The following is an 18,480-nucleotide window of genomic DNA, read 5'->3' on the forward strand; positions in this document are numbered from 1 at the left end:
CTGCGGCCAAGCTTGGGCGGGCTGAGGGGACGGCTGACAGGCCATTTCCGCCTGATGTTGCCGATCAGCGAACGTTTGTACGCGCGACCGGTCCGATCTCGCTTGTGCCCTGGCCTCGCTGCCGCGCGCTGCGCCGCGTGCACGAGCGTCCGCTGCGCGGGCCGGCCAGCGGGCTGTCGAGCCCATCACCCGGCTTCCGTATAATAAGCGCCCCATGAATCTATTCCGAGCCCTGCTGACGGTCAGCGGCTTCACGCTGCTGTCGCGCGTGACCGGACTGGCCCGCGAAACGCTGATTGCCCGCGCGTTCGGCGCGAGCCAGTTCACCGACGCTTTCTACGTCGCTTTCCGCATTCCGAACCTGTTGCGCCGCATTTCCGCCGAAGGCGCGTTTTCGCAGGCATTCGTCCCCATCCTCGCCGAGTTCAAGAACCAGAAGGGCCACGATGCAACCCGCGCGCTCGTGGACGCGATGTCCACCGTACTCGCGTGGACGCTGGCCGTGCTTTCGCTGCTCGGCATCGTGGGCGCGTCGTGGGTCGTGCTGGTGGTTGCGTCCGGTCTGCAGGCCGAGGGCGAGGCGTTCAGGCTGGCCGTCGTGATGACGCGGATCATGTTCCCGTACATCGTGTTCATCTCGCTCACGTCGCTTGCGTCGGGCGTGCTCAACACCTACAAGCTCTTCTCGCTGCCCGCCTTCGCGCCGGTGCTGCTCAACGTGTCGTTCATCGCCGCGGCAGTATTCGTGGCGCCGCATATGAAGCAGCCCGTCTATGCACTCGCATGGGCCGTGATCGTGGGCGGGGTGTTGCAGTTCATCGTGCAACTGCCGGGGCTGAAGAAAATCGACATGATGCCGCGCATCACCATGCGGCCCGTCGCGGCGCTCGCCCACCGGGGCGTGAAGCGTGTGCTTGCGAAGATGGTGCCCGCGATGTTCGCGGTGTCGGTCGCACAGATCAGCCTCATCATCAATACCAACATCGCATCGCGCCTGGGCGCCGGCGCGGTTTCGTGGATCAACTACGCGGACCGCCTGATGGAGTTCCCCACCGCGCTGCTCGGCGTTGCCTTGGGTACGATCCTGCTGCCCAGCCTCTCGAAGGCGCACGTGGACGCGGACACGCACGAATATTCCGCGCTGCTCGACTGGGGCCTGCGCGTGACGTTCCTGCTCGCTGCGCCCAGCGCCATTGCGCTCTTCTTCTTCGCCGAGCCGCTCACGGCCACGCTGTTCCACTACGGGCTCTTCAACGGCCGCTCCGTCGTCATGGTGGGCCGCGCGCTCTCGGCTTACGGCGTGGGGCTGGTCGGACTCATTCTCATCAAGATTCTCGCGCCCGGTTTTTACGCGCGCCAGGATATCAAGACGCCGGTGAAGATCGGCGTTGCGGTGCTTGTCGCGACCCAGGTCGGCAACTACGTGTTCGTGCCCATCTTCGCGCACGCCGGGCTGACCTTGTCGGTCGGGCTCGGCGCTTGCATGAACGCGCTGCTGCTGTTCATCGGTTTGCGCCGACGCGGCATCTATTCGCCGCTGCCGGGTTGGACGGCATTTTTCGTGCAACTGCTCGGGGCATGCCTCGTGCTGGCAGGCACCATGCACTGGTTCGCGATCAACTTCGACTGGATCGGCATGCACCGCCAACCCTTCATGCGCATCGCGTTGCTGGGTGCCTGTCTCGTGCTGTTCGCGGCGCTATATTTCGGTATGCTTTGGCTGATGGGTTTCAAGTACGCGTACTTCAAGAGGCGGGCGAAGTGACCACCATGACGCGGGTTCTCGATTATTTCAGCGCGCTCGTTGCCGAGGACGACAGCCTGCCGCTCACCGAGGCAGCACTCGCGATCGCGCAGGACGCCTACCCGGACGTCGACCTGCAAGGCACGCTCGCGGAGATCGACGAACTCGTCCTGCGCGTGAAGCGCCGCCTGCCGGAGGGCGCCGACGTGCGGCAGAAAGTGGGCATCCTGAACCGCTTCTTCTTTCGCGAACTCGGCTTCGCCTGCAATCTCAACGACTACTACGACCCCGATAACAGCCACCTGAACGTCGTGCTCAAACGCCGGCGCGGCATTCCCATCTCGCTAGCCATTCTGTATCTGGAGATGGCGTCCCAGCTCGATCTGCCTGTGCGCGGCGTATCGTTTCCCGGCCACTTTCTGCTGCGTGTTTCCACGCCCGAAGGCGACGTGATGCTGGACCCGACCAACGGACACTCGCTGTCCGAATCGGAGATGGTCGAGATGCTGGAGCCGTACGTCGCGAAGGCCGGCGAGTCGGTGGGGCGTGCGCTGCGCATGTTGCTGCAGCCGGCCACGCGGCGCGAGATCGTGGCGCGCATGCTGCACAACCTGAAGTCGACGTATCTGCAGACGGAGCGCTGGCAGCGCCTGCTCGGCATACAGCAGCGGCTTGTGATCCTGCTGCCGGAGAGTCTCGAGGAAGTGCGCGACCGTGGCTTTGCCTACGCGCGGCTCGATTACCTGCGGCCCGCGCTCGAAGACCTCGAACGCTACCTGGGCGAGCGGCCCGATGCAGAGGACGCTACCGTCGTGGAATCGCAACTGCACGAATTGCGGCAGCGTACGGAGAACCACGGCGGTAATTGAGCGAAGCCAGAGCCGCGCTTGCGAGCCGCAGGCGCTTGCAGCAAGAAAAAATCCCTCGACAAGGGCGCGCCCCATCGAGGGATTTTTTATGCCGCAGCGAAGGCGGCGCTACGCCCTGCGCTTACTTCGGTTGCATCCGGATCGCGCCGTCGAGGCGAATCACTTCGCCGTTGAGCATCGGATTGTCGAAGATCTGCTTGACGAGCATCGCGTACTCGGCGGGTTTGCCGAGTCGCGAGGGGAACGGCACCATCGCACCGAGCGCGTCCTGCACTTCCTTGGGCATGCCCAGCAGCATCGGCGTTTCGAAGATGCCTGGTGCGATGGTCATGACGCGGATGGCATTGCGCGACAGGTCGCGCGCCACGGGCAGCGTCATGGCCACCACGCCGCCTTTCGATGCCGCATAGGCGGCCTGGCCGATCTGGCCGTCGTACGCGGCCACCGAGGCCGTATTCACGATTACTCCGCGTTCGCCCGCGGCATTCGGCTCGTTCTTCGCCATCGCCGAGGCGGCGAGACGAATCATGTTGAAGGTGCCGATGAGGTTGACCGAAAGGGTCTTCGTGAAGATGTCGAGCGGATGCGGACCTTCCTTGCCGACTGTCTTCGCGGCCGGCGCAATGCCCGCGCAGTTCACGAGCCCGCGCAGCGAGCCCAGCGCGAGCGCGGCGGCAACGGCGCGCTCGCCGTCCTCCTCGCTCGCCACATTGCACCGGACGAACACGCCGCCCAGCTCTTTCGCCAGCGCGTGGCCGGCTTCTTCATTGAGATCGGCGAGAACGGTTTTGCCGCCCTCGTTGGCGATCAGGCGCGCCGTGGCTGCGCCCAGACCCGATGCTGCGCCGGTGATCAGAAAAACGTTGTCGCGAATTTCCATCGTTGCTGCTCCTCCTGGGTTTTCCTGGATGTGTCCAGGTTCTTTGTCCCCGGCCTCGCGGCACGGCGCGCGGGGCCGGGGACAATCGGAGAAAGCAGCCGGAAAGTCGCCGTGCCGCGGTGCCGCCGTACCGATGCGGCGGGGCGCTTGTTTTGTGAACGGCGAGTGGCGGCTTACTTGAGCGCGTCGAACACGCGCGCGCGGATTTCGTCCACGGAGCCGAGGCCTGAAATGCGCCGGTATTCGGGCGCCTTGAGGCCGTTTTCGTCGCCGCGCTGCGCCCACGCCTGGTAGTAGTCGATGAGCGGCTTCGTTTGCGCCACGTACACGTCGAGGCGCTTGCGCACCGTTTCTTCCTTGTCGTCGTCGCGCTGGATGAGCGGCTCGCCCGTGACGTCGTCGACGTTCGCGTTCTTCGGCGGGTTGAACTTCACGTGATAGGTACGGCCCGATGCCGCGTGGACGCGGCGGCCGCTCATGCGCTCGATGATCTCGTTGAACGGCACGTCGATTTCGAGCACATAGTCGATCGCGACGCCGGCCTGCTTCATGGCTTCGGCTTGCGGCAGCGTGCGCGGAAAACCGTCGAACAGATAGCCGTTCGCGCAGTCCGCGTCGAGCAGACGTTCTTTCACGAGGTTGATGATGAGCTGGTCAGGAACCAGATCGCCCGCGTCCATGAAGCGCTTCGCTTCGAGGCCGAGCGGCGAGCCTGCCTTGACGGCGGCGCGCAGCATGTCGCCTGTCGAAATCTGCGGAATGCCGAACTTTTCCTTGATGAAGTTTGCCTGGGTACCCTTGCCCGCACCGGGGGCGCCCAACAGGATCAAACGCATGAGATATCTCCAGATCTATGTGAATTCTTGCGGCGCGATGCGGGCAGCCTGCCTTGCGCATGCCGTTCCTGCATTTGCCTCGTTTTTCTGCTGTTCCTTCGTGCGGGTCTCGCGCTCCGTTACGACACCTGCGACACCGGCGGTGCTGCCGCCTCGCGCAGCAACGTCTTGAAGACGGCGCAGCAAGGCTGGCGCATCACGCATGGGCGTCGGCATTGGCATCGGGAAACACGGGGAAACCCTGGCGCACAAAGGCTTGGGAAGGCGCGCGCGAACGTCCGATTATGCCATGGCTTACTGCGTTGTCAGCCCGAAAAGCGCCTGAACGCGGGCAAGATCGGCGGGTGTATCGACACCGGGCGCCGGCGCATCGGCGGCCACGAGCACTGCGATGCGCTCGCCATGCCACATCGCGCGCAGTTGTTCGAGCGCCTCGACTTCTTCGATCGGCGAGCGGGCAAGCGTAGGGTAGGCGCGCAGGAATCGCGCACGATACGCATAGAGGCCGATGTGCCGATACACCGTTGCCGGCGCGGGCGGCGCGGGCATGGCCGCGACGTTGGGCCAGTGGGGCTGCCATGCATCGCGCGCCCACGGAATGGGTGCGCGCGAGAAGTAGAGCGCGAGGCTGCGCGCATCGAGCACGACCTTCACGACGTTCGGGTTGAAGATCTCGGCGGGATCGGTGATGCGGTGTGCCGCCGTCGCGATGGCGCAGTCCGGATTCGCTGCGAGGTGCGACGCAACGTCGCACACCAGCGCGGGGTCGATCAACGGCTCGTCGCCCTGCACGTTGACGACGATCGTGTCGTCGCTCCAGCCGAAGGTCGTCGCGACTTCCGCGAGGCGGTCGGTGCCCGAGGGATGATCGGCGCGCGTCATCACCGCTTCGAAGCCGTGGTTGCGCGCGGCATCGAGCACGGCCTGCGCGTCGGAGGCGATCAGCACCTGGCTTGCGCCCGACGCCTGCGCGCGCTCGGCCACGCGCACCACCATGGGCTTGCCGCCGATGTCGGCGAGCGGCTTGTTGGGCAGACGTGTCGACGCGAGGCGCGCCGGGACGACGGCAATGAACGGATGGGCGGGAGCGGTCATCGGTGCAACGGGCGGTGAAAGAAGGACGGTGAGGGATGCGTGCGCCGCACGCTGTGCGAAGACGTTTGCATCGGGCGATGCCTGCGCGGCGGGCGACGTGTCAGCGCGCAATCAACCTGCCTGCCGATAGCCGCCGTGCGCTCGTTCTGATTTCAGCAGGTCGAAAGCGCAGCGCCCAGCATCACGATGACAAAGCCCAACGGCACAAAGCCCAACGCAACGTCAGCGCGTCAGACGCCGGGACCCGCGGGATCGACGGGCGTGCCTTCAACCGTCTGACGTGCTTCGTCGACGAGCATGACGGGGATGCCGTCGCGAATCGGGTAGGCGAGCTTGTCCGCGTGGCAGATAAGCTCCTGTGCGGCGCGGTCGTAGCTGAGCGGGCCCTTGCAGATCGGGCAGACGAGGATTTCAAGCAGGCGGGCGTCCACGGAGTTTCTCCACAACCAGTGCGATGAGGCGGTGATCGAGCGCAGCCTGGACAGGTACCACCCAGATGCGCGCGTCGTGCCAGGCCGCCAATTTTACCGCATCCTTTTCGGTGATCAGGATCGCGTCGGCCTCCACATCCTCGAACGGATTCGTCGCGAACGCGTAGTGATCGGGCAGCGCGCGCGTCTCGGGCGAAAGCCCGGCCGCGCGCAGCGTGGCGAAGAAGCGCTCGGGCGCGCCGATGCCTGCCGCGGCGAGCACGCGCTGCCCGGCGAACTGCGCGAGCGGCCGGCGCAGGGCAGGGTTATCGAGATGCCACGCGTCGCCGGGCGCGAGGTCGAGGGCGAACGTGTTCGGCCAGGCCGGGAGCGAGCGCGCGTAGGGATCGTTGACGAGCGTTGCGTCGCGGTGCCGCGAAAGCGGTTCACGCAGCGGGCCGGCCGGCAGCAGAAAGCCGTTGCCACCCAGGCGATGATCGAACACGACAAGTTCCACGTCGCGCGCGAGGCGATAGTGCTGGAGACCGTCGTCGCTCACGATCACGTCCACGTCGCGGTGCGCCGCGCACAGCGCCTGCGCGGCGGCCACGCGGTCCGGACAAACCCAGACCGGCGCACCAGTGCGCCGCGCGAGGAGGAGCGGCTCGTCGCCCGCCACGTCCGGTGTGCTCGCCGAGGTGACGGCCGTCGGCCGTTCGATTCGCGCGCCATAACCGCGCGACACGATGCCCGGCGAGAAGCCCGCCGCGCGCAGCGCTTCCACGAGCGCGATCACGGTTGGCGTCTTGCCCGTGCCGCCCACGGTCACGTTGCCCACCACGACGACCGGCACCGGCGTGCGCACGCTTTTCAGCCAGCCCGCGGAAAAGGCCGCGCGCCGCAGGGCTGCCACGGCGCCGAAGACACACGCGAACGGCGTCAACGCCCACGCGAACGGACCGCGGCGCTGCCATTCGTGGCTGACGCGGCTTTCAAGGCGCGAACGCAGGGCGTCGATCATCGGGGCAAGGCGGTGCGGATGGCACGAGGTGCACGAAGCGAACGAGGTGCACGAGGGGCACGAGGGGCGAGGCAAAGCGCGCGGTCAGACGATTGCGGCTCGGAGAGGGCCGGCGCGCTGAGGTGAGACGCGAGGGGCTGGGCTGCGGGCATCGGCGAGATTTCTCCGGGCGGCTAGGGCGTGCAGTGATGCGGGCGAGGCGCGAAGGCGTTCTGCATCCGGCCCCGCAAAGCCGGCACTCTAGCGCGCGAGGGCCTTGTGCGGCAAGTCGGGGACGGTTGCCAGCGCGGTGCTCAGGACCTCGCGAGGCGCTTCGAGCGCCTGTGGACAACTTTGTGGAGAACCAGCCATCGATCGCCCCGGAAAGCCCGTTCGAAAAGCCTTCCATCGGCGCCCTCCCACGTGGAAGCACGCGCAAATCCTTGTAGATCAAGGGTTTGCGCCGAATTCATTGGCGTTGCAACGGTATTGGGCGGCACTCGCGCGCGCCCGCCTGGAATGTGGACACATTGCGCTTCGCATACAGCCCGCTGGACGCAGCAAGCCCGATCGGTCTATTGTCTGGGCGGCCAGTCAAACGCAAACTGCTGCAAAACCGCTCATTCATCGCATGAACTCCGACAGCTTCGACCGTTCCTCCGATCGTTCATTCACCTCGTCGATTTCGGCGGGTGGCGAGGCCGTGGTGCCGGTTTCGGCGCTCAACCGCGCCATCGGCACGCTGCTCGAACGGTCGTTTCCTCTGGTGTGGGTGTCGGGCGAGGTGTCGAACTTCACGCGCGCCGCGAGCGGCCACTGGTACTTCTCGATCAAGGACGCGCAGGCGCAGATGCGCTGCGTCATGTTCCGTGGACGCGCCCAGTACGCCGAGTTCACGCCGCGCGAAGGCGATCGCATCGAAGTGCGCGCGCTCGTCACGATGTACGAGCCGCGCGGCGAATTGCAGCTCAACGTGGAAGCGGTACGCCGTACCGGCCAGGGGCGTCTCTACGAGGCCTTTCTGAAGCTGAAGGCAAAGCTCGAAGCCGAAGGGCTCTTCGATGCCGAACGCAAGCGGCCGCTGCCCGCGCATCCGCGCGCCATCGGTGTGGTGACGTCAATGCAGGCGGCCGCCTTGCGCGACGTGCTCACCACCTTGTGCCGGCGCGCGCCGCATGTGCCGGTGATCGTCTACCCCGCGCCGGTGCAGGGCGCAGGCGCCGCCGACAAGCTCGCCGCGATGGTGGGTGCCGCGAACGCGCGCAACGAAGTGGATGTGCTGATCGTCTGCCGCGGAGGTGGCTCGATTGAAGATTTGTGGGCGTTCAACGAGGAGGTGCTGGCCCGCGCGATTGCGGGCAGCGCGCTGCCCGTGGTGAGCGGCGTGGGTCACGAAACCGACTTCACCATTGCCGATTTCGCTGCCGACGTGCGTGCGCCGACGCCCACCGGCGCGGCGGAACTCGTGAGTCCGCAGCGTGTGCTGCTGCTGCGCGATCTCGATCATCGGCATGCGATGCTCGCGCGCGGCTTCGGCCGCATGATGGAGCGACGGGCGCAGCAGCTCGACTGGCTGGCGCGGCGGCTCGTGTCGCCCGCGGAGCGGCTCGAGCGGCAGCGCACGCATTTGCAGCAGCTGGCGGTGCGGCTCGTGTCGGCCGGCGCGCGTCCGGTGCGCGATGCGAAGTCGCGCTTTGCGCTCGTGCAGATGCGGTGGCAGCGTTGCCGTCCTGACCCCGCGCGGCACCGGCTGGCGCTCGATGCGCTGGCCCAGCGGCTTCACGGCGCCCTCGCGCGCCGGCACGAGCGCGCGTCGGCGCGCGTGGCCTCACTTGCTGCGCGGCTCGAGGTGTTGAGCCCGCAGCGCACGCTGGAGCGCGGATACGCTGCGCTGCTCGACGTGCAAAGCGGCGAAGCACTGCGCTCGCCCGCTCAACTCAAGCCCGGCAAGCGGCTCACGGTACATCTCGCCCAGGGCGCGGCGGACATTGCGCTTGCCGACGTCCAGCCGCGTTTGACGGAAGGCTTTTGAATTGCCGGGGGCGAGCGACGAAAGCGCAGGGCGTATGAGAAGTCGAGACGAGAAATCAACGCAAATAATCAACGCAAACGCTGGACGCAAACGCCCGACGCAAACGCCCCATCCGAGAAACGCCCGTCAAACCATCGCGGCGCGCTTCTTGCGGCACCGTGCAAAGCGGATCGCTCACGCGACGATACCCGCTGCCGTCCCGCCATCCAGCACGCTGCTGAATGACGTCCCGATGACAGTCCGCGTCGCGACAGCCTGACGCCGGGCGGCACGCACTTTTAACCTTGCCCTTGCTGGCGTAAAGGCAGCTTTTACGCCAGCCACGCCGTTTGTCAGCATGAAGTTCGACAAAAAGGCGCGTGGTTTGCGGGGTTATTCCAAGTCGCCTACAATCCAGTGCTCCACAGCGTCATCCGCAGACTCCCCCATAAACGACAGAAGGATCAGCACCATGGCACAACATACGCTCCCGCCGCTGCCGTACGCGAAGAACGCGCTCGCTCCGCACATGTCCGAAGAGACGCTCGAGTTCCACTACGGCAAGCATCACCAGGCCTACGTCACGAACCTGAACAACCTGATTCCGGGCACCGAATTCGAGAACCTGCCGCTGGAAGAAATCATCAAGAAGGCGTCGGGCGGTATCTTCAACAACGCCGCGCAAATCTGGAATCACACGTTCTTCTGGAACGGCCTTTCGCCGCAAGGCGGCGGTGCGCCGGCCGGCGCGCTGGGCGACGCAATCAACGCGAAGTGGGGCTCCTACGACGCGTTCAAGGAAGCCTTCTCGAAAGCAGCCGTCGCGAACTTCGGTTCGGGCTGGACGTGGCTCGTGAAGAAGGCCGACGGTTCGCTCGACATCGTTTCGACGAGCAACGCCGCCACGCCGCTCACCACGGACGCCAAGCCGCTCCTCACCATCGACGTGTGGGAGCACGCGTACTACATCGACTACCGCAATGCGCGTCCGAAGTTCGTGGAAGCGTTCTGGAACATCGTGAACTGGGACTTCGCCGCGAAGAACTTCGCATAAGGCGTTTGCCGTTCCGTTGCAGCGTTGCTGTAGCGTCGCAGAAAGCCCTCCGGTTCCGGAGGGCTTTGTCGTTTACGGCGTCCGGCGATCTCAGCCGAGCCACGCTTCACACAGGCGAATCGTCTCTCGCCGGCCCAGTCGCGCCGATTGTGCCCATCGTGCCGATCGCGTCGCGCGAACTCAGCACATCGTCGATGAGACCATATGCTTTCGCCGCGCTCGCCGACATGAAGTTGTCGCGGTCGGTGTCTTTGCGGATCTGCTCGAGCGTCTGCCCCGTGCGTGCCGCCAGTACGCCGTCGAGCTGATCGCGCAGATACAGCACTTCCTTCGCCTGGATCTCCACGTCCGCGGCCGTGCCCTGGCTGCCGCCCGACGGCTGGTGGATCATGATGCGTGCGTTCGGCAGCGCGTAGCGCTTGCCCGGATGCCCCGCGGCGAGCAGAAAGGTGCCCATGCTGGCGGCAAAGCCAGTGCAGAGCGTGGATACGTCGGGCTTGATGAACTGCATCGTGTCGTAGATGGCGAGGCCGTCGTAGACCGAACCGCCCGGCGAGTTGATGTAAAAGCAAATATCCTTGTCGGGGTTCTCGGACTCGAGAAAGAGCAGTTGCGCCACGATCAGGCTGGCCGACTGCTCGTTCACGGGCCCGACGAGGAACACGATGCGCTCGCGCAGCAGTCGCGAATAGATGTCGTAGGCGCGCTCGCCGCGGCCGGATTGCTCGATGACGGTGGGCACGAGTCCGAGCCCGGACGACACAACGAAGGGATAACGCGTGTGCATGGATTCCTCGCCAAAACGGGACGTGATCTGCCCTGTTGACGCCCCGGCGCCGCGCCGCGTGACAGAAAAATTTTTCGCGGGAAGGCGCCGCACGGTGTCACACGCCGGGCACGCCGAACGTCATCGGAAAGAAGGGCAGCAAGAAGTCATCGAGGCGGCGCGCAGAAGCCCGCGCGATCATCGAGGAGCGAGACGAATGACGCAGTCTTCCAGCAACAACGGCATCACGGCCTTCGAGGCATTGCGCGCGCGGCTGGAGTCGCTCGCGTACCGGCTGCTGCGCAGCCGCGCGGAGGCCGAAGACGTGGTGCAGGATGCCTGGCTCAAGTGGCACGCCGCCGACGCTAACGCGTTGCGCGAGCCCGCTGCGTGGCTCGCGACCATCACGACGCGCCTCGCCATTGATCGTCTGCGGCGGCTGCGAAGAGAGCGGATGCCGCGCGCGCACGGCGCGCTGCCGCAGACGTGGCCGGGTGATGCGGGCGACGCGGGCGATTCGGGCAACTCGGGCCACGCCGCGGATTGGGCGCCCTCCGCGGAAGACCTCGCGCTGCGGGCCGCCGAGATGTCGCATGGCCTGTTGTTGCTGCTCGAACGGCTCTCGCCCGTCGAGCGAGCAGCCTTCGTGCTGCACGAAGGCTTCGACTGCGACTATGCCGAGATCGCGCGCATCGTTGGCAAGACGCCGGCGAACTGCCGGCAGATCGTGCACCGTGCCCGCGAGAGGCTGCAGCGGCCCGGCATGCCGTCCGCACCCGACGATCCAGCGCGGCACAGGCAGGTGGTCGACCGTCTGCGCGAGGCGATTGCCTTGCAGGACCGGGCGGGTGTTATGGCGCTGGTAGAGGCGACTACGGCGGTGGGGTATGAGGCGGGTGTGCCCCGCGACAGCGCGCGGCTTGTGGAGCGCGACGAGGCGAGCGCGCTTGCCCCCACCTCACAGCGGTTCAGCGACGCCTCTATGCCGGCGCAAGCGCGTGATGGCGTGCTCCGCGCCGAGTCCATCACCACAATCGAAGGCGAACCGCGCGTGGCGCTGCTCGATGCCGAGGGCGAGATCGTCGCGCTTGTCGCCGTATCGGTTGGGCTGGAAGAAAGCGAGGGTGCGCCCGTCGCCCGCATGGCGATCGTCACGGACGCGGCCTTCTTGCGCGCCGCCAATCGGCTGTATGGCGCGCAAGCGATCAAACGGCTGCTTCAGCGGATATTCGAGCAGCCGGCGCGCAGCGGCGCCGTGCGTTGCAGTGCGGAGGAAGCGATCGTCGCGTGACGTGACGGCTATTCACGCAAGCGCACACATAAGCGAGTATCGAGTGGGTATCAAGCGGGCATTAAAAAAGCGCCCATCACGCGCTGCGCCGCGCCGCCATGTCCCAGTTGATATCGACGCACAGCACCTGCATGCCGCGCGACGTGTGCGCCGCGATGGACGCCGTCACGCATAGGTGCGCCTCGTTGATCGAGAGATATGGCGGCGTGAGATGCACGTGGCCGGGCGCGCGCACGGCCTCGATGAAATAAGGGCGACGCTCCCAGCTTGCGCCTTCGGAGTGCAGCAGCGGACTGAAGCGCTTGGCACGCTGCGACGTACGGCCTGTGGGCAGCACGTTGTCGCCGATCTGCCGGCCCGAGCCGTCCAGCAGGAAGCAGCGCGCGGTTTCGCCGAGCTTGAGCAGCGGCGCCGTGGCTTCGGCCATCGAAACGCCGGCCGCCAACTGCTTCGCGGCGCCTTCCAGCGCACGCACGTAGGGCGCGAGGCGCGCCGTCTGGTCGCGTTCGCGGGCCGCCACGCGTTCGCGCAACCGCGCCGAGAGCGCGTCCATGAGTTCCGCCGCAACCTGCGGCTTCACGGGCTCCACATCCGGCCCGGCGAAATACGCGCCCTGCACGAAATCGACGTTGCATTCCAGCGCGATCAGCGCGTCGCGCTCGGTGGCGAGCCCGCCCATCAGCACCAGCTGGCCGGACTCGTGGAGCATCGAAACGAGTCCGGGCAACACACGTTCGATGTGCGAATGGCGCGTGGCCTGCGCAAGGATGCCGCGGTCCAGCGTGACGATGTCGGGCCGCAGGTGCCACACACGGTCGATGTTCGAATGCTTTGCGCCGAAGCCGTCCAGCGCGATCAGGAAGCCCGACTTGCGCAGGCCGTCGATGATCTCGGCAAAGCGCGTCGTCTCGCCGCCCGTTTGTTCCGAAAGCTCCAGCACCACGCGTTGCGGCGGCAGACCGAGCGCCTTCAGGCGCGCGAGCAGCGCGTCGCCGTAGCTCGTATCCATGAGCGCCGCAGGGTGCAGGTTCAGGAAGAGCCACTCGTCGTGGCTGTCGAAGGCGTTGAAGTTGCCCAGATGCAGCGACTCCGTGAGCCGCCCCAGTTCGAGCAGGTCGCCGCGCCGGGCTGCCTGCGTGAACACCTCGTGCGACGAAACCTGCTGCCCCTGTTCGTCATGCGCGCGCAGCGAGGCGTGATAACCGATGGCACGCCGGTGCGCCACCGAAAACACCGGCTGGAACACGCTGAACACGGTGTAACCGCCGTACAGCACGGTGCGCCGGGAGCCTTCGTCGCCGGCCACAGGGCGCGGCGGCTGAAAGCCGGGGGGATCGAGGTCGAGCATGCTCATCATGTCAGTGAGGCGGCGTGTGTGCGGGACTGCGCGAACCGCACGAGAAGAGACTTCGAGTCTACAGGATAGGTCAGCAAGAAGCATGCACAGTTCGAAGACGCCGCCTTCTTGCCGCCTTTCTGACGTGGAGCAGGACCGGGCGGCGCGGTCTCGTGGCATCTGCACACGAACGGTGCGCGGGCTGCCCCGCAGCGGGTCGCAAGCGTGCAGCCGGCGCCCCGGCGGGCGCTCGGGCCGAGGCGAGAATCAATCGAAAGAGGCACGCAGGAGTGCGATGAACCGGCTCAGGCCCGCTCGGAAGGATCTGTTTTCTTCGCCGTGCCGCGGACGTCCGGCGAGAGCTGCGCGAAGATCCACGACGACCCGGCCGTGATGATGCCCACGCACAGGAACGTGGCGTGGAAGGCCGGCAGCACGTGCGTGGCGGTGGCGCGCGGCAGGATGCCGGTGAACGTGGTGAGCATGGCGCCGGCCACGGTCACGCCGAGGCTCATCGAGAGCATCTGCACGAGCGAGAAGAGGCTGTTGCCGCTGCTCGCGCCACCCGTGCCGAGGTCCTTGAGCGTGAGCGTGTTCATCGCGGTGAACTGCATCGAGTTCACGCAGCCGAAGAGCGCGAGCTGCACGAGGCGCAGCCACAGCGGCTCGTTCGGGCTGGAGAGCGAAAAGCTCGCCATCGCCAGTCCGACCAGCACGGTGTTGGTCACCAGCACGCGCCGATAACCGTAACGCGTGATGAGTTGCGTGACGAGCCGCTTGGCCGACATGCCGGCCGCCGCGACGGGCAACATCATGAGGCCCGCTTCGAATGCGCTGTAGCCCAGACCCACCTGGAGCAGCAGCGGAATCAGATACGGCATCGCGCCGCTGCCGATGCGCGCGAACAGATTGCCGAGCAGCCCCACGCTGAAGGTGTGGATGCGAAAGAGGTCGAGCGGGAAGAGCGGCTGCGGGGCGCGTACCGCGTGCAGCCCGTAGGCCACGAAACAGGCGAGGCTCAGGATCAGCAGCACGAGCACGGCAGCGTGTTCGAGGCTCAGTTCGGCGCGGCCGTCGAGCGCAACGGAGATCGCGATCATGCCTACCACGAGCAGCAGATAGCCGGCGAGGTCGAAGCGCGGCGTATCGGGATTGCGGCTGTCGTGCATGAAGATGAAGGTCGCGATGCAGCCCACGATGCCCACCGGCACGTTGATCAGAAAGATCCAGTGCCACGAGGCGATCTTGACGAGCCAGCCGCCCAGCGTCGGGCCGATCAGCGGTCCGATCAGCCCGGGAACGGCGACGAACGAGAGCGCCGGCAGATAGCGCTCGGCAGGAAAGGTGCGCAGCACGGCGAGGCGCCCCACAGGCAGCAGCATCGCGCCGCCCACGCCTTGCACGACGCGCCACACGACGAGCTGCATCAGCGAATGCGCGTTGGCACACAGCAGCGAGCCGAGCGTGAACACGAGAATCGCGCTGAAGAATACGCGCCGCGTGCCGAGTTTGTCCGCGAGCCATCCCGACACGGGAATCATCACTGCCATCGTGAGCGAATAGGCGATCACGACGGACTGCATTCTGAGCGGCAACTCGCCGAGGCTGTTCGCCATGGCGGGCAGCGCGGTGTTCACGATGGTGGAGTCGAGCGTCTGCATGAAGAAGCCCGTCGCGACGAGCCACAACATGACAGTGAGGGAACGGGCAGACGGCGTAGCGGACGGAGCAGCGGGAGCGGTGGTGGGGACGGGCATGGGCGTGCTGGAGGAGCGGGCCGCGGGCAGGTGGAAGGCAAGTACCGGACAAGTACAGGACTAGTACCGGGCAAATAAGGGGCAGCCGCCATTGTAGGGAAAACAGCGTGTGCCCGCAGTTTGCGCGCCTGCCGATGCAGCGGGCGCGCCCGGGTGGTCAGCCGCTCAGCCGCGCCGCCGCCTCAAAGAACGCACGTGCCCGCGGATCGTTCGCGAATGCGGCATTGATGCGGATCCACGGACTCGGCTGGCCGTCAGGGCGGAAGTAACTGCCCGGCGTCACCGTCACGCCGAGCGGCTCGCCGCAGGCAACCAGTCGCGCCGAGTCTTCGATGTGCGGCACGCGTGCCCACAGGAACTTGCCGCCCTGCGGACGGGCGAACAGCTCCCAGCCGCTCGTCGTGAGCGTCTGCGTCGCGCTGCCGAGCGCATCGCGCATGCGGCGCCGCAGGCGTTCCAGATACTTGCGGTACGCGCCGCGTTCGAGCAGCGCCACGGCTACGGCTTCAGCAAAACGCGAGCCGCCGATACTCGTGAGCACCTTGATGTCGGCGAGGTCTTTCACGATCTGCGGGCTCGCCACCACGTAGCCCACGCGCAGCGAAGACGAAAGCGTCTTCGAAAGCCCACCCACGTAGACCACGTGTTCGAGTTGGTCGAGCGTGGCGAGGCGGTCGGTGGGATCGGTCTGGAAATCGCCGTAGATGTCGTCTTCCACGATGGTGAAGCGGTGCTCGCGCGCCAGCTGCAACAGCCTGAACGCGACGGGTGGCGTCACGGTCGTGCCGGTCGGATTGTGGAACACGGAGTTGATGAAGAACGCGCGTGGCCGGTGCTCGATGAGCATGGCTTCGAGCATGTCGAGATCCGGCCCGTTGGCCGTGCGCGCAATGCCCACCAGCTTCACGCCGTGCAGCTTGAGCAGGCCGTAGAGGTTGTAGTAGCCCGGGTCTTCGACGAACACCGTGTCGCCGCCCTTGAGCATGTAGCGCATCAGCAGGTCGAGCGCTTCGCTTGCGCCTTCGGTGATGAGGATCTGCGACGGATCGACGGCAATGCCGAGCGGCGCGAGGCGCGTTTGCAGATGCTCGCGCAGCTTCACGTTGCCGAGCGGCGTGGCGTAATCGACGAGGCTCGAACCATCGGTGCGCGATACGAGGCGAATAGCCTGGCCGAGGCTCTCCATGTCGCGCCAGGCCTGCGGAATGGAGCCGCTGTCGAGTTCCAGCGTCTCGTCCGGCCGGTTCAGGTGCCGCAGGATGTGAATGGATTCCTCTTCGGCGCGTCGCGGGTCCGAGAGCCCCATGCCGCTCATGCCGAACGTGCCGGGCAGTCCGCGCTCGGACACGTAGAAGCCCGAGCCGTGACGCGAATCGACGTAGCCGAGCGACACGAGCCGGTCGTATGCCTCGATCACGGGAAAGCGGCTGATGCCGTAGTCGGCGGCAAGCTGGCGGATGGACGGCAACTTCGCGCCCGGGTGCGCCGCGCGCGAACGGATCCAGTCCTGCACGCCGGTGACGATCTGTTCGGTGAGCGGCACGCCGCTCGCGCGGTCGAGTTGGAGCTTCATGGGGACTCACTGTCAGGTTTTTCGACTGTACAGTTCAGACCGAACTGTGCAGAACTGTGCATGGGCGCAGCAGCGTCGCCTCGCAATAATGCTCGAACCGTCAATGCCCTTCAAGGAGCACTGCAATGCGCGAAATCCGTACATTCGAACTCGAACACGGCGAGCCCGCGGCCGCCCTGCACGCCGCGCAGCCGCTCGTCCTGGAAGTGCGGGCGGGACAGATCTGGTTGACGGTGGAGGGCGACGCCGGCGATTACTGGCTCGCGGCCGGCGAGTCGTTTGCGCTGCCGCGCGGCGCCCGTACGTGGGTCAGTTCGGGGCGTGCCGGCGCGCGTTTTGTGCTCGCATTCGGTGTGCAAACGACGCGAGGCGGCGCGGCCCAGGCGCCAGGTCTTGCGCTCGGACGCGTGCTGCGGAATTGGGCGCCGAAGTGGAGCCTGGCTCGCTTTGCTGCGCGCTTTGCCTCGCGTTCTGCCTCGCGCCTCGCGTGACCGGCGGCGCCCCGCAAGTCAACGTCATTCACCCGCGACGGTTTCGTATTCCCCCACATACCGTGCGCGCGGACGGATGAGCCGGCCGTCCGCCGCCTGCTCCATCGCATGCGCGATCCAGCCCACCGTGCGCCCCACGGCGAACAGCGTGAACGCGGCGCCGTGCGGCAACCCCAACACGCGCTCGATAGCGGCAAGCGCGAAATCCACCGTAGGAAAGACGCCTGTCGTCTCGTGGACGGCGCGCGCCAGTGCGTCCACCTCGCGCATCGATGAGCGCGCGGGCGCGCATTCGGCCAGCAGTTCGAGCAGCAGCCGCGCACGCGGATCGCCGTCCGGATAGAGCGGGTGCCCGAAGCCCGGCAGGACCGCGGCGGGGCGCTCGGGCGCAGCCGTCGCGCTGCCGTGCTCATGTGCGGCGAGCCGGGTGGCGAGATAGCGGTTCAGGTCGCCGGCGCGCGCGGCTTCGTCGAAGAGGGCGGCGACGCGCGCTGTCTCGCCGCCGTGACGCGGCCCGGCCAGCGCCGCGAGCCCGCCCGCCACGGCGCCGAACAGATGCGTGCCCGTGGACGTAATGCAGCGCACCGTGAACGTGGACGCGTTGAGTTCGTGATCGGTGCAGAGCACGAGCGCTGCACGCAGCAGATCGGCTTGCTGGCGATTGCGCACGCCCCAGGCCGCGGCAAGCTGGCGATGCAGCGGATCGGCCGACGGCGCCGCCGAGATCATCGCCGCCGCCACGAAGCGCAGCACGAGCGCTGCCGTATCGAGCTGCGCGTCGCGGCCAAGTGCCCAGACGCGCGGCATCTGCGCGGCTGCAGCCGGCAACAGCACGAGCGCGCGATCGAGCGGCGTGCTGTCGGCCCATAGCTTGAGCCACGCCGCCCATTGCGCGGCGGCGAGCGGAGCGGCGGGCGCCTCTGCAATGCGGTGCGGCGTGCATTCCCAAAGCAGCGCGGCGACGTCTTCGAGCGTCGCGGTGCGCGCGAGCGCGGTGGCGTCGCGGCCGCGATAGAAGAGCCGGCCGTCGGCGATCAGCGAGATCGACGATTCGAGCACCGGCACGCCCCAGTCCAGCACCTTCTGCGCGACCTTGCCGGCGCGCTTGCCGTCGGCCTTGCGCCGCGCGAGACGGCGCACGTCGGTTGCGGCGTAGCGGCGCCGTTTGCTCGCCGGGTCGGGCGCGGATTGCAGCATGCCGCGGCTCACGTAGGCGTAGAGCGTGGCAAGGCTCACGCCGAGCGCGTCGGCGGCTTCGGATGCGGTCATATAGCTGGACATGGCGGCCTGGGCGGAAAAACCGGAGAAATCGATATATGTTGATTATCTTAATCAAGATTGATCGGTGTGGTCGGGAAATCTAGACT

Annotated in this window: 16 protein-coding genes; 6 read left to right on the forward strand and 10 right to left on the reverse strand. The window is 66.7% G+C overall.

Features of this window, described 5'->3' with window-relative positions; all coding sequences use genetic code 11:
* The first annotated feature begins 214 nt into the window (after positions 1 to 214).
* Both murJ and PKKP23_RS17920 read left to right on the forward strand, forming a co-directional pair.
* Positions 215 to 1,765, forward strand: coding sequence for a murein biosynthesis integral membrane protein MurJ (murJ, locus tag PKKP23_RS17915; protein ID WP_126877892.1), 1,551 nt, complete (start codon positions 215 to 217; stop codon positions 1,763 to 1,765).
* A 5-nt stretch (positions 1,766 to 1,770) separates the two neighbouring features.
* Positions 1,771 to 2,613 (forward strand): SirB1 family protein, encoded by an 843-nt coding sequence (locus tag PKKP23_RS17920; protein ID WP_042303350.1) that lies wholly within the window; start codon positions 1,771 to 1,773, stop codon positions 2,611 to 2,613.
* Between the two features lie 121 nt (positions 2,614 to 2,734).
* On the opposite strand, the gene PKKP23_RS17925 is transcribed toward PKKP23_RS17920, so the two are convergent.
* The 5 genes from PKKP23_RS17925 to lpxK form a co-directional block, all read right to left on the reverse strand.
* Complete coding sequence (locus tag PKKP23_RS17925; RefSeq protein WP_126877893.1) at positions 2,735 to 3,493, reverse strand: 3-hydroxyacyl-CoA dehydrogenase; 759 nt, start codon at positions 3,491 to 3,493, stop codon at positions 2,735 to 2,737.
* Positions 3,494 to 3,666: 173 nt separating this feature from the next.
* Positions 3,667 to 4,329: an adenylate kinase gene (gene adk, locus PKKP23_RS17930; RefSeq protein WP_017776906.1), complete on the reverse strand. Its 663-nt coding sequence runs from the start codon at positions 4,327 to 4,329 to the stop codon at positions 3,667 to 3,669.
* A 294-nt stretch (positions 4,330 to 4,623) separates the two neighbouring features.
* Entirely contained in the window at positions 4,624 to 5,424 is an 801-nt protein-coding gene (kdsB, locus tag PKKP23_RS17935) for a 3-deoxy-manno-octulosonate cytidylyltransferase (RefSeq protein ID WP_126877894.1), read from the reverse strand.
* 230 nt (positions 5,425 to 5,654) lie between these two features.
* Positions 5,655 to 5,855 carry a Trm112 family protein gene (locus PKKP23_RS17940; RefSeq protein WP_126877895.1) on the reverse strand — a complete coding sequence of 67 codons (201 nt, stop codon included), beginning with the start codon at positions 5,853 to 5,855 and terminating at the stop codon, positions 5,655 to 5,657.
* Positions 5,836 to 6,855: a tetraacyldisaccharide 4'-kinase gene (lpxK, locus tag PKKP23_RS17945; RefSeq protein ID WP_126877896.1), complete on the reverse strand. Its 1,020-nt coding sequence runs from the start codon at positions 6,853 to 6,855 to the stop codon at positions 5,836 to 5,838. The genes PKKP23_RS17940 and lpxK overlap by 20 nt, the downstream gene beginning before the upstream one ends.
* A gap of 610 nt (positions 6,856 to 7,465) precedes the next feature.
* On the opposite strand from lpxK, the gene xseA reads away from it, so the two are divergent.
* A complete protein-coding gene (gene xseA, locus PKKP23_RS17950; protein ID WP_126877897.1) occupies positions 7,466 to 8,866 on the forward strand; it encodes an exodeoxyribonuclease VII large subunit in 1,401 nt (466 codons plus the stop codon).
* A 451-nt stretch (positions 8,867 to 9,317) separates the two neighbouring features.
* Entirely contained in the window at positions 9,318 to 9,899 is a 582-nt protein-coding gene (sodB, locus tag PKKP23_RS17955; protein WP_017776902.1) for a superoxide dismutase [Fe], read from the forward strand.
* 106 nt (positions 9,900 to 10,005) lie between these two features.
* Here sodB and clpP read toward each other — a convergent pair whose 3' ends face one another.
* Complete coding sequence (gene clpP, locus PKKP23_RS17960; RefSeq protein WP_126877898.1) at positions 10,006 to 10,686, reverse strand: ATP-dependent Clp endopeptidase proteolytic subunit ClpP; 681 nt, start codon at positions 10,684 to 10,686, stop codon at positions 10,006 to 10,008.
* 196 nt (positions 10,687 to 10,882) lie between these two features.
* Between clpP and PKKP23_RS17965 the strand changes: the two genes are divergently transcribed.
* The gene (locus tag PKKP23_RS17965) at positions 10,883 to 11,956 is read left to right on the forward strand and encodes a sigma-70 family RNA polymerase sigma factor (protein WP_126877899.1); all 1,074 of its coding nucleotides are present in this window, start codon (positions 10,883 to 10,885) and stop codon (positions 11,954 to 11,956) included.
* A 76-nt stretch (positions 11,957 to 12,032) separates the two neighbouring features.
* On the opposite strand, the gene PKKP23_RS17970 is transcribed toward PKKP23_RS17965, so the two are convergent.
* The 3 genes from PKKP23_RS17970 to PKKP23_RS17980 form a co-directional block, all read right to left on the reverse strand.
* The gene (locus PKKP23_RS17970) at positions 12,033 to 13,310 is read right to left on the reverse strand and encodes an EAL domain-containing protein (RefSeq protein WP_026121868.1); all 1,278 of its coding nucleotides are present in this window, start codon (positions 13,308 to 13,310) and stop codon (positions 12,033 to 12,035) included.
* 287 nt (positions 13,311 to 13,597) lie between these two features.
* Positions 13,598 to 15,049 (reverse strand): multidrug transporter subunit MdtD, encoded by a 1,452-nt coding sequence (gene mdtD / locus PKKP23_RS17975; RefSeq protein ID WP_051062068.1) that lies wholly within the window; start codon positions 15,047 to 15,049, stop codon positions 13,598 to 13,600.
* Between the two features lie 157 nt (positions 15,050 to 15,206).
* Entirely contained in the window at positions 15,207 to 16,622 is a 1,416-nt protein-coding gene (locus PKKP23_RS17980) for an aminotransferase-like domain-containing protein (RefSeq protein ID WP_126877900.1), read from the reverse strand.
* A 125-nt stretch (positions 16,623 to 16,747) separates the two neighbouring features.
* Here PKKP23_RS17980 and PKKP23_RS17985 point away from each other — a divergent pair, with 125 nt between their 5' ends.
* Entirely contained in the window at positions 16,748 to 17,113 is a 366-nt protein-coding gene (locus PKKP23_RS17985; RefSeq protein WP_126877901.1) for a DUF2917 domain-containing protein, read from the forward strand.
* Positions 17,114 to 17,137: 24 nt separating this feature from the next.
* Here the strand turns inward: PKKP23_RS17985 and PKKP23_RS17990 are convergent, their stop codons facing one another.
* Positions 17,138 to 18,394: a citrate/2-methylcitrate synthase gene (locus PKKP23_RS17990; RefSeq protein WP_126877902.1), complete on the reverse strand. Its 1,257-nt coding sequence runs from the start codon at positions 18,392 to 18,394 to the stop codon at positions 17,138 to 17,140.
* Between the last annotated feature and the right edge of the window lie 86 nt (positions 18,395 to 18,480).

The sequence above is a fragment of the Paraburkholderia kururiensis JCM 10599 = LMG 19447 genome (genome assembly GCF_003986935.1).
Lineage (GTDB): Bacteria > Pseudomonadota > Gammaproteobacteria > Burkholderiales > Burkholderiaceae > Paraburkholderia > Paraburkholderia kururiensis.

Bases quoted from the DNA above. Each gene is read 5' to 3' on its own strand.
- murJ (WP_126877892.1), top strand. From the start codon at position 215: ATGAATCTATTCCGAGCCCTGCTGACGGTCAGCGGCTTCACGCTGCTG.
- PKKP23_RS17920 (WP_042303350.1), top strand. From the start codon at position 1,771: ATGACGCGGGTTCTCGATTATTTCAGCGCGCTCGTTGCCGAGGACGAC.
- PKKP23_RS17925 (WP_126877893.1), bottom strand. From the start codon at position 3,493: ATGGAAATTCGCGACAACGTTTTTCTGATCACCGGCGCAGCATCGGGT.
- adk (WP_017776906.1), bottom strand. From the start codon at position 4,329: ATGCGTTTGATCCTGTTGGGCGCCCCCGGTGCGGGCAAGGGTACCCAG.
- kdsB (WP_126877894.1), bottom strand. From the start codon at position 5,424: ATGACCGCTCCCGCCCATCCGTTCATTGCCGTCGTCCCGGCGCGCCTC.
- lpxK (WP_126877896.1), bottom strand. From the start codon at position 6,855: ATGATCGACGCCCTGCGTTCGCGCCTTGAAAGCCGCGTCAGCCACGAA.
- xseA (WP_126877897.1), top strand. From the start codon at position 7,466: ATGAACTCCGACAGCTTCGACCGTTCCTCCGATCGTTCATTCACCTCG.
- sodB (WP_017776902.1), top strand. From the start codon at position 9,318: ATGGCACAACATACGCTCCCGCCGCTGCCGTACGCGAAGAACGCGCTC.
- clpP (WP_126877898.1), bottom strand. From the start codon at position 10,686: ATGCACACGCGTTATCCCTTCGTTGTGTCGTCCGGGCTCGGACTCGTG.
- PKKP23_RS17965 (WP_126877899.1), top strand. From the start codon at position 10,883: ATGACGCAGTCTTCCAGCAACAACGGCATCACGGCCTTCGAGGCATTG.
- PKKP23_RS17970 (WP_026121868.1), bottom strand. From the start codon at position 13,310: ATGAGCATGCTCGACCTCGATCCCCCCGGCTTTCAGCCGCCGCGCCCT.
- mdtD (WP_051062068.1), bottom strand. From the start codon at position 15,049: ATGCCCGTCCCCACCACCGCTCCCGCTGCTCCGTCCGCTACGCCGTCT.
- PKKP23_RS17980 (WP_126877900.1), bottom strand. From the start codon at position 16,622: ATGAAGCTCCAACTCGACCGCGCGAGCGGCGTGCCGCTCACCGAACAG.
- PKKP23_RS17985 (WP_126877901.1), top strand. From the start codon at position 16,748: ATGCGCGAAATCCGTACATTCGAACTCGAACACGGCGAGCCCGCGGCC.
- PKKP23_RS17990 (WP_126877902.1), bottom strand. From the start codon at position 18,394: ATGTCCAGCTATATGACCGCATCCGAAGCCGCCGACGCGCTCGGCGTG.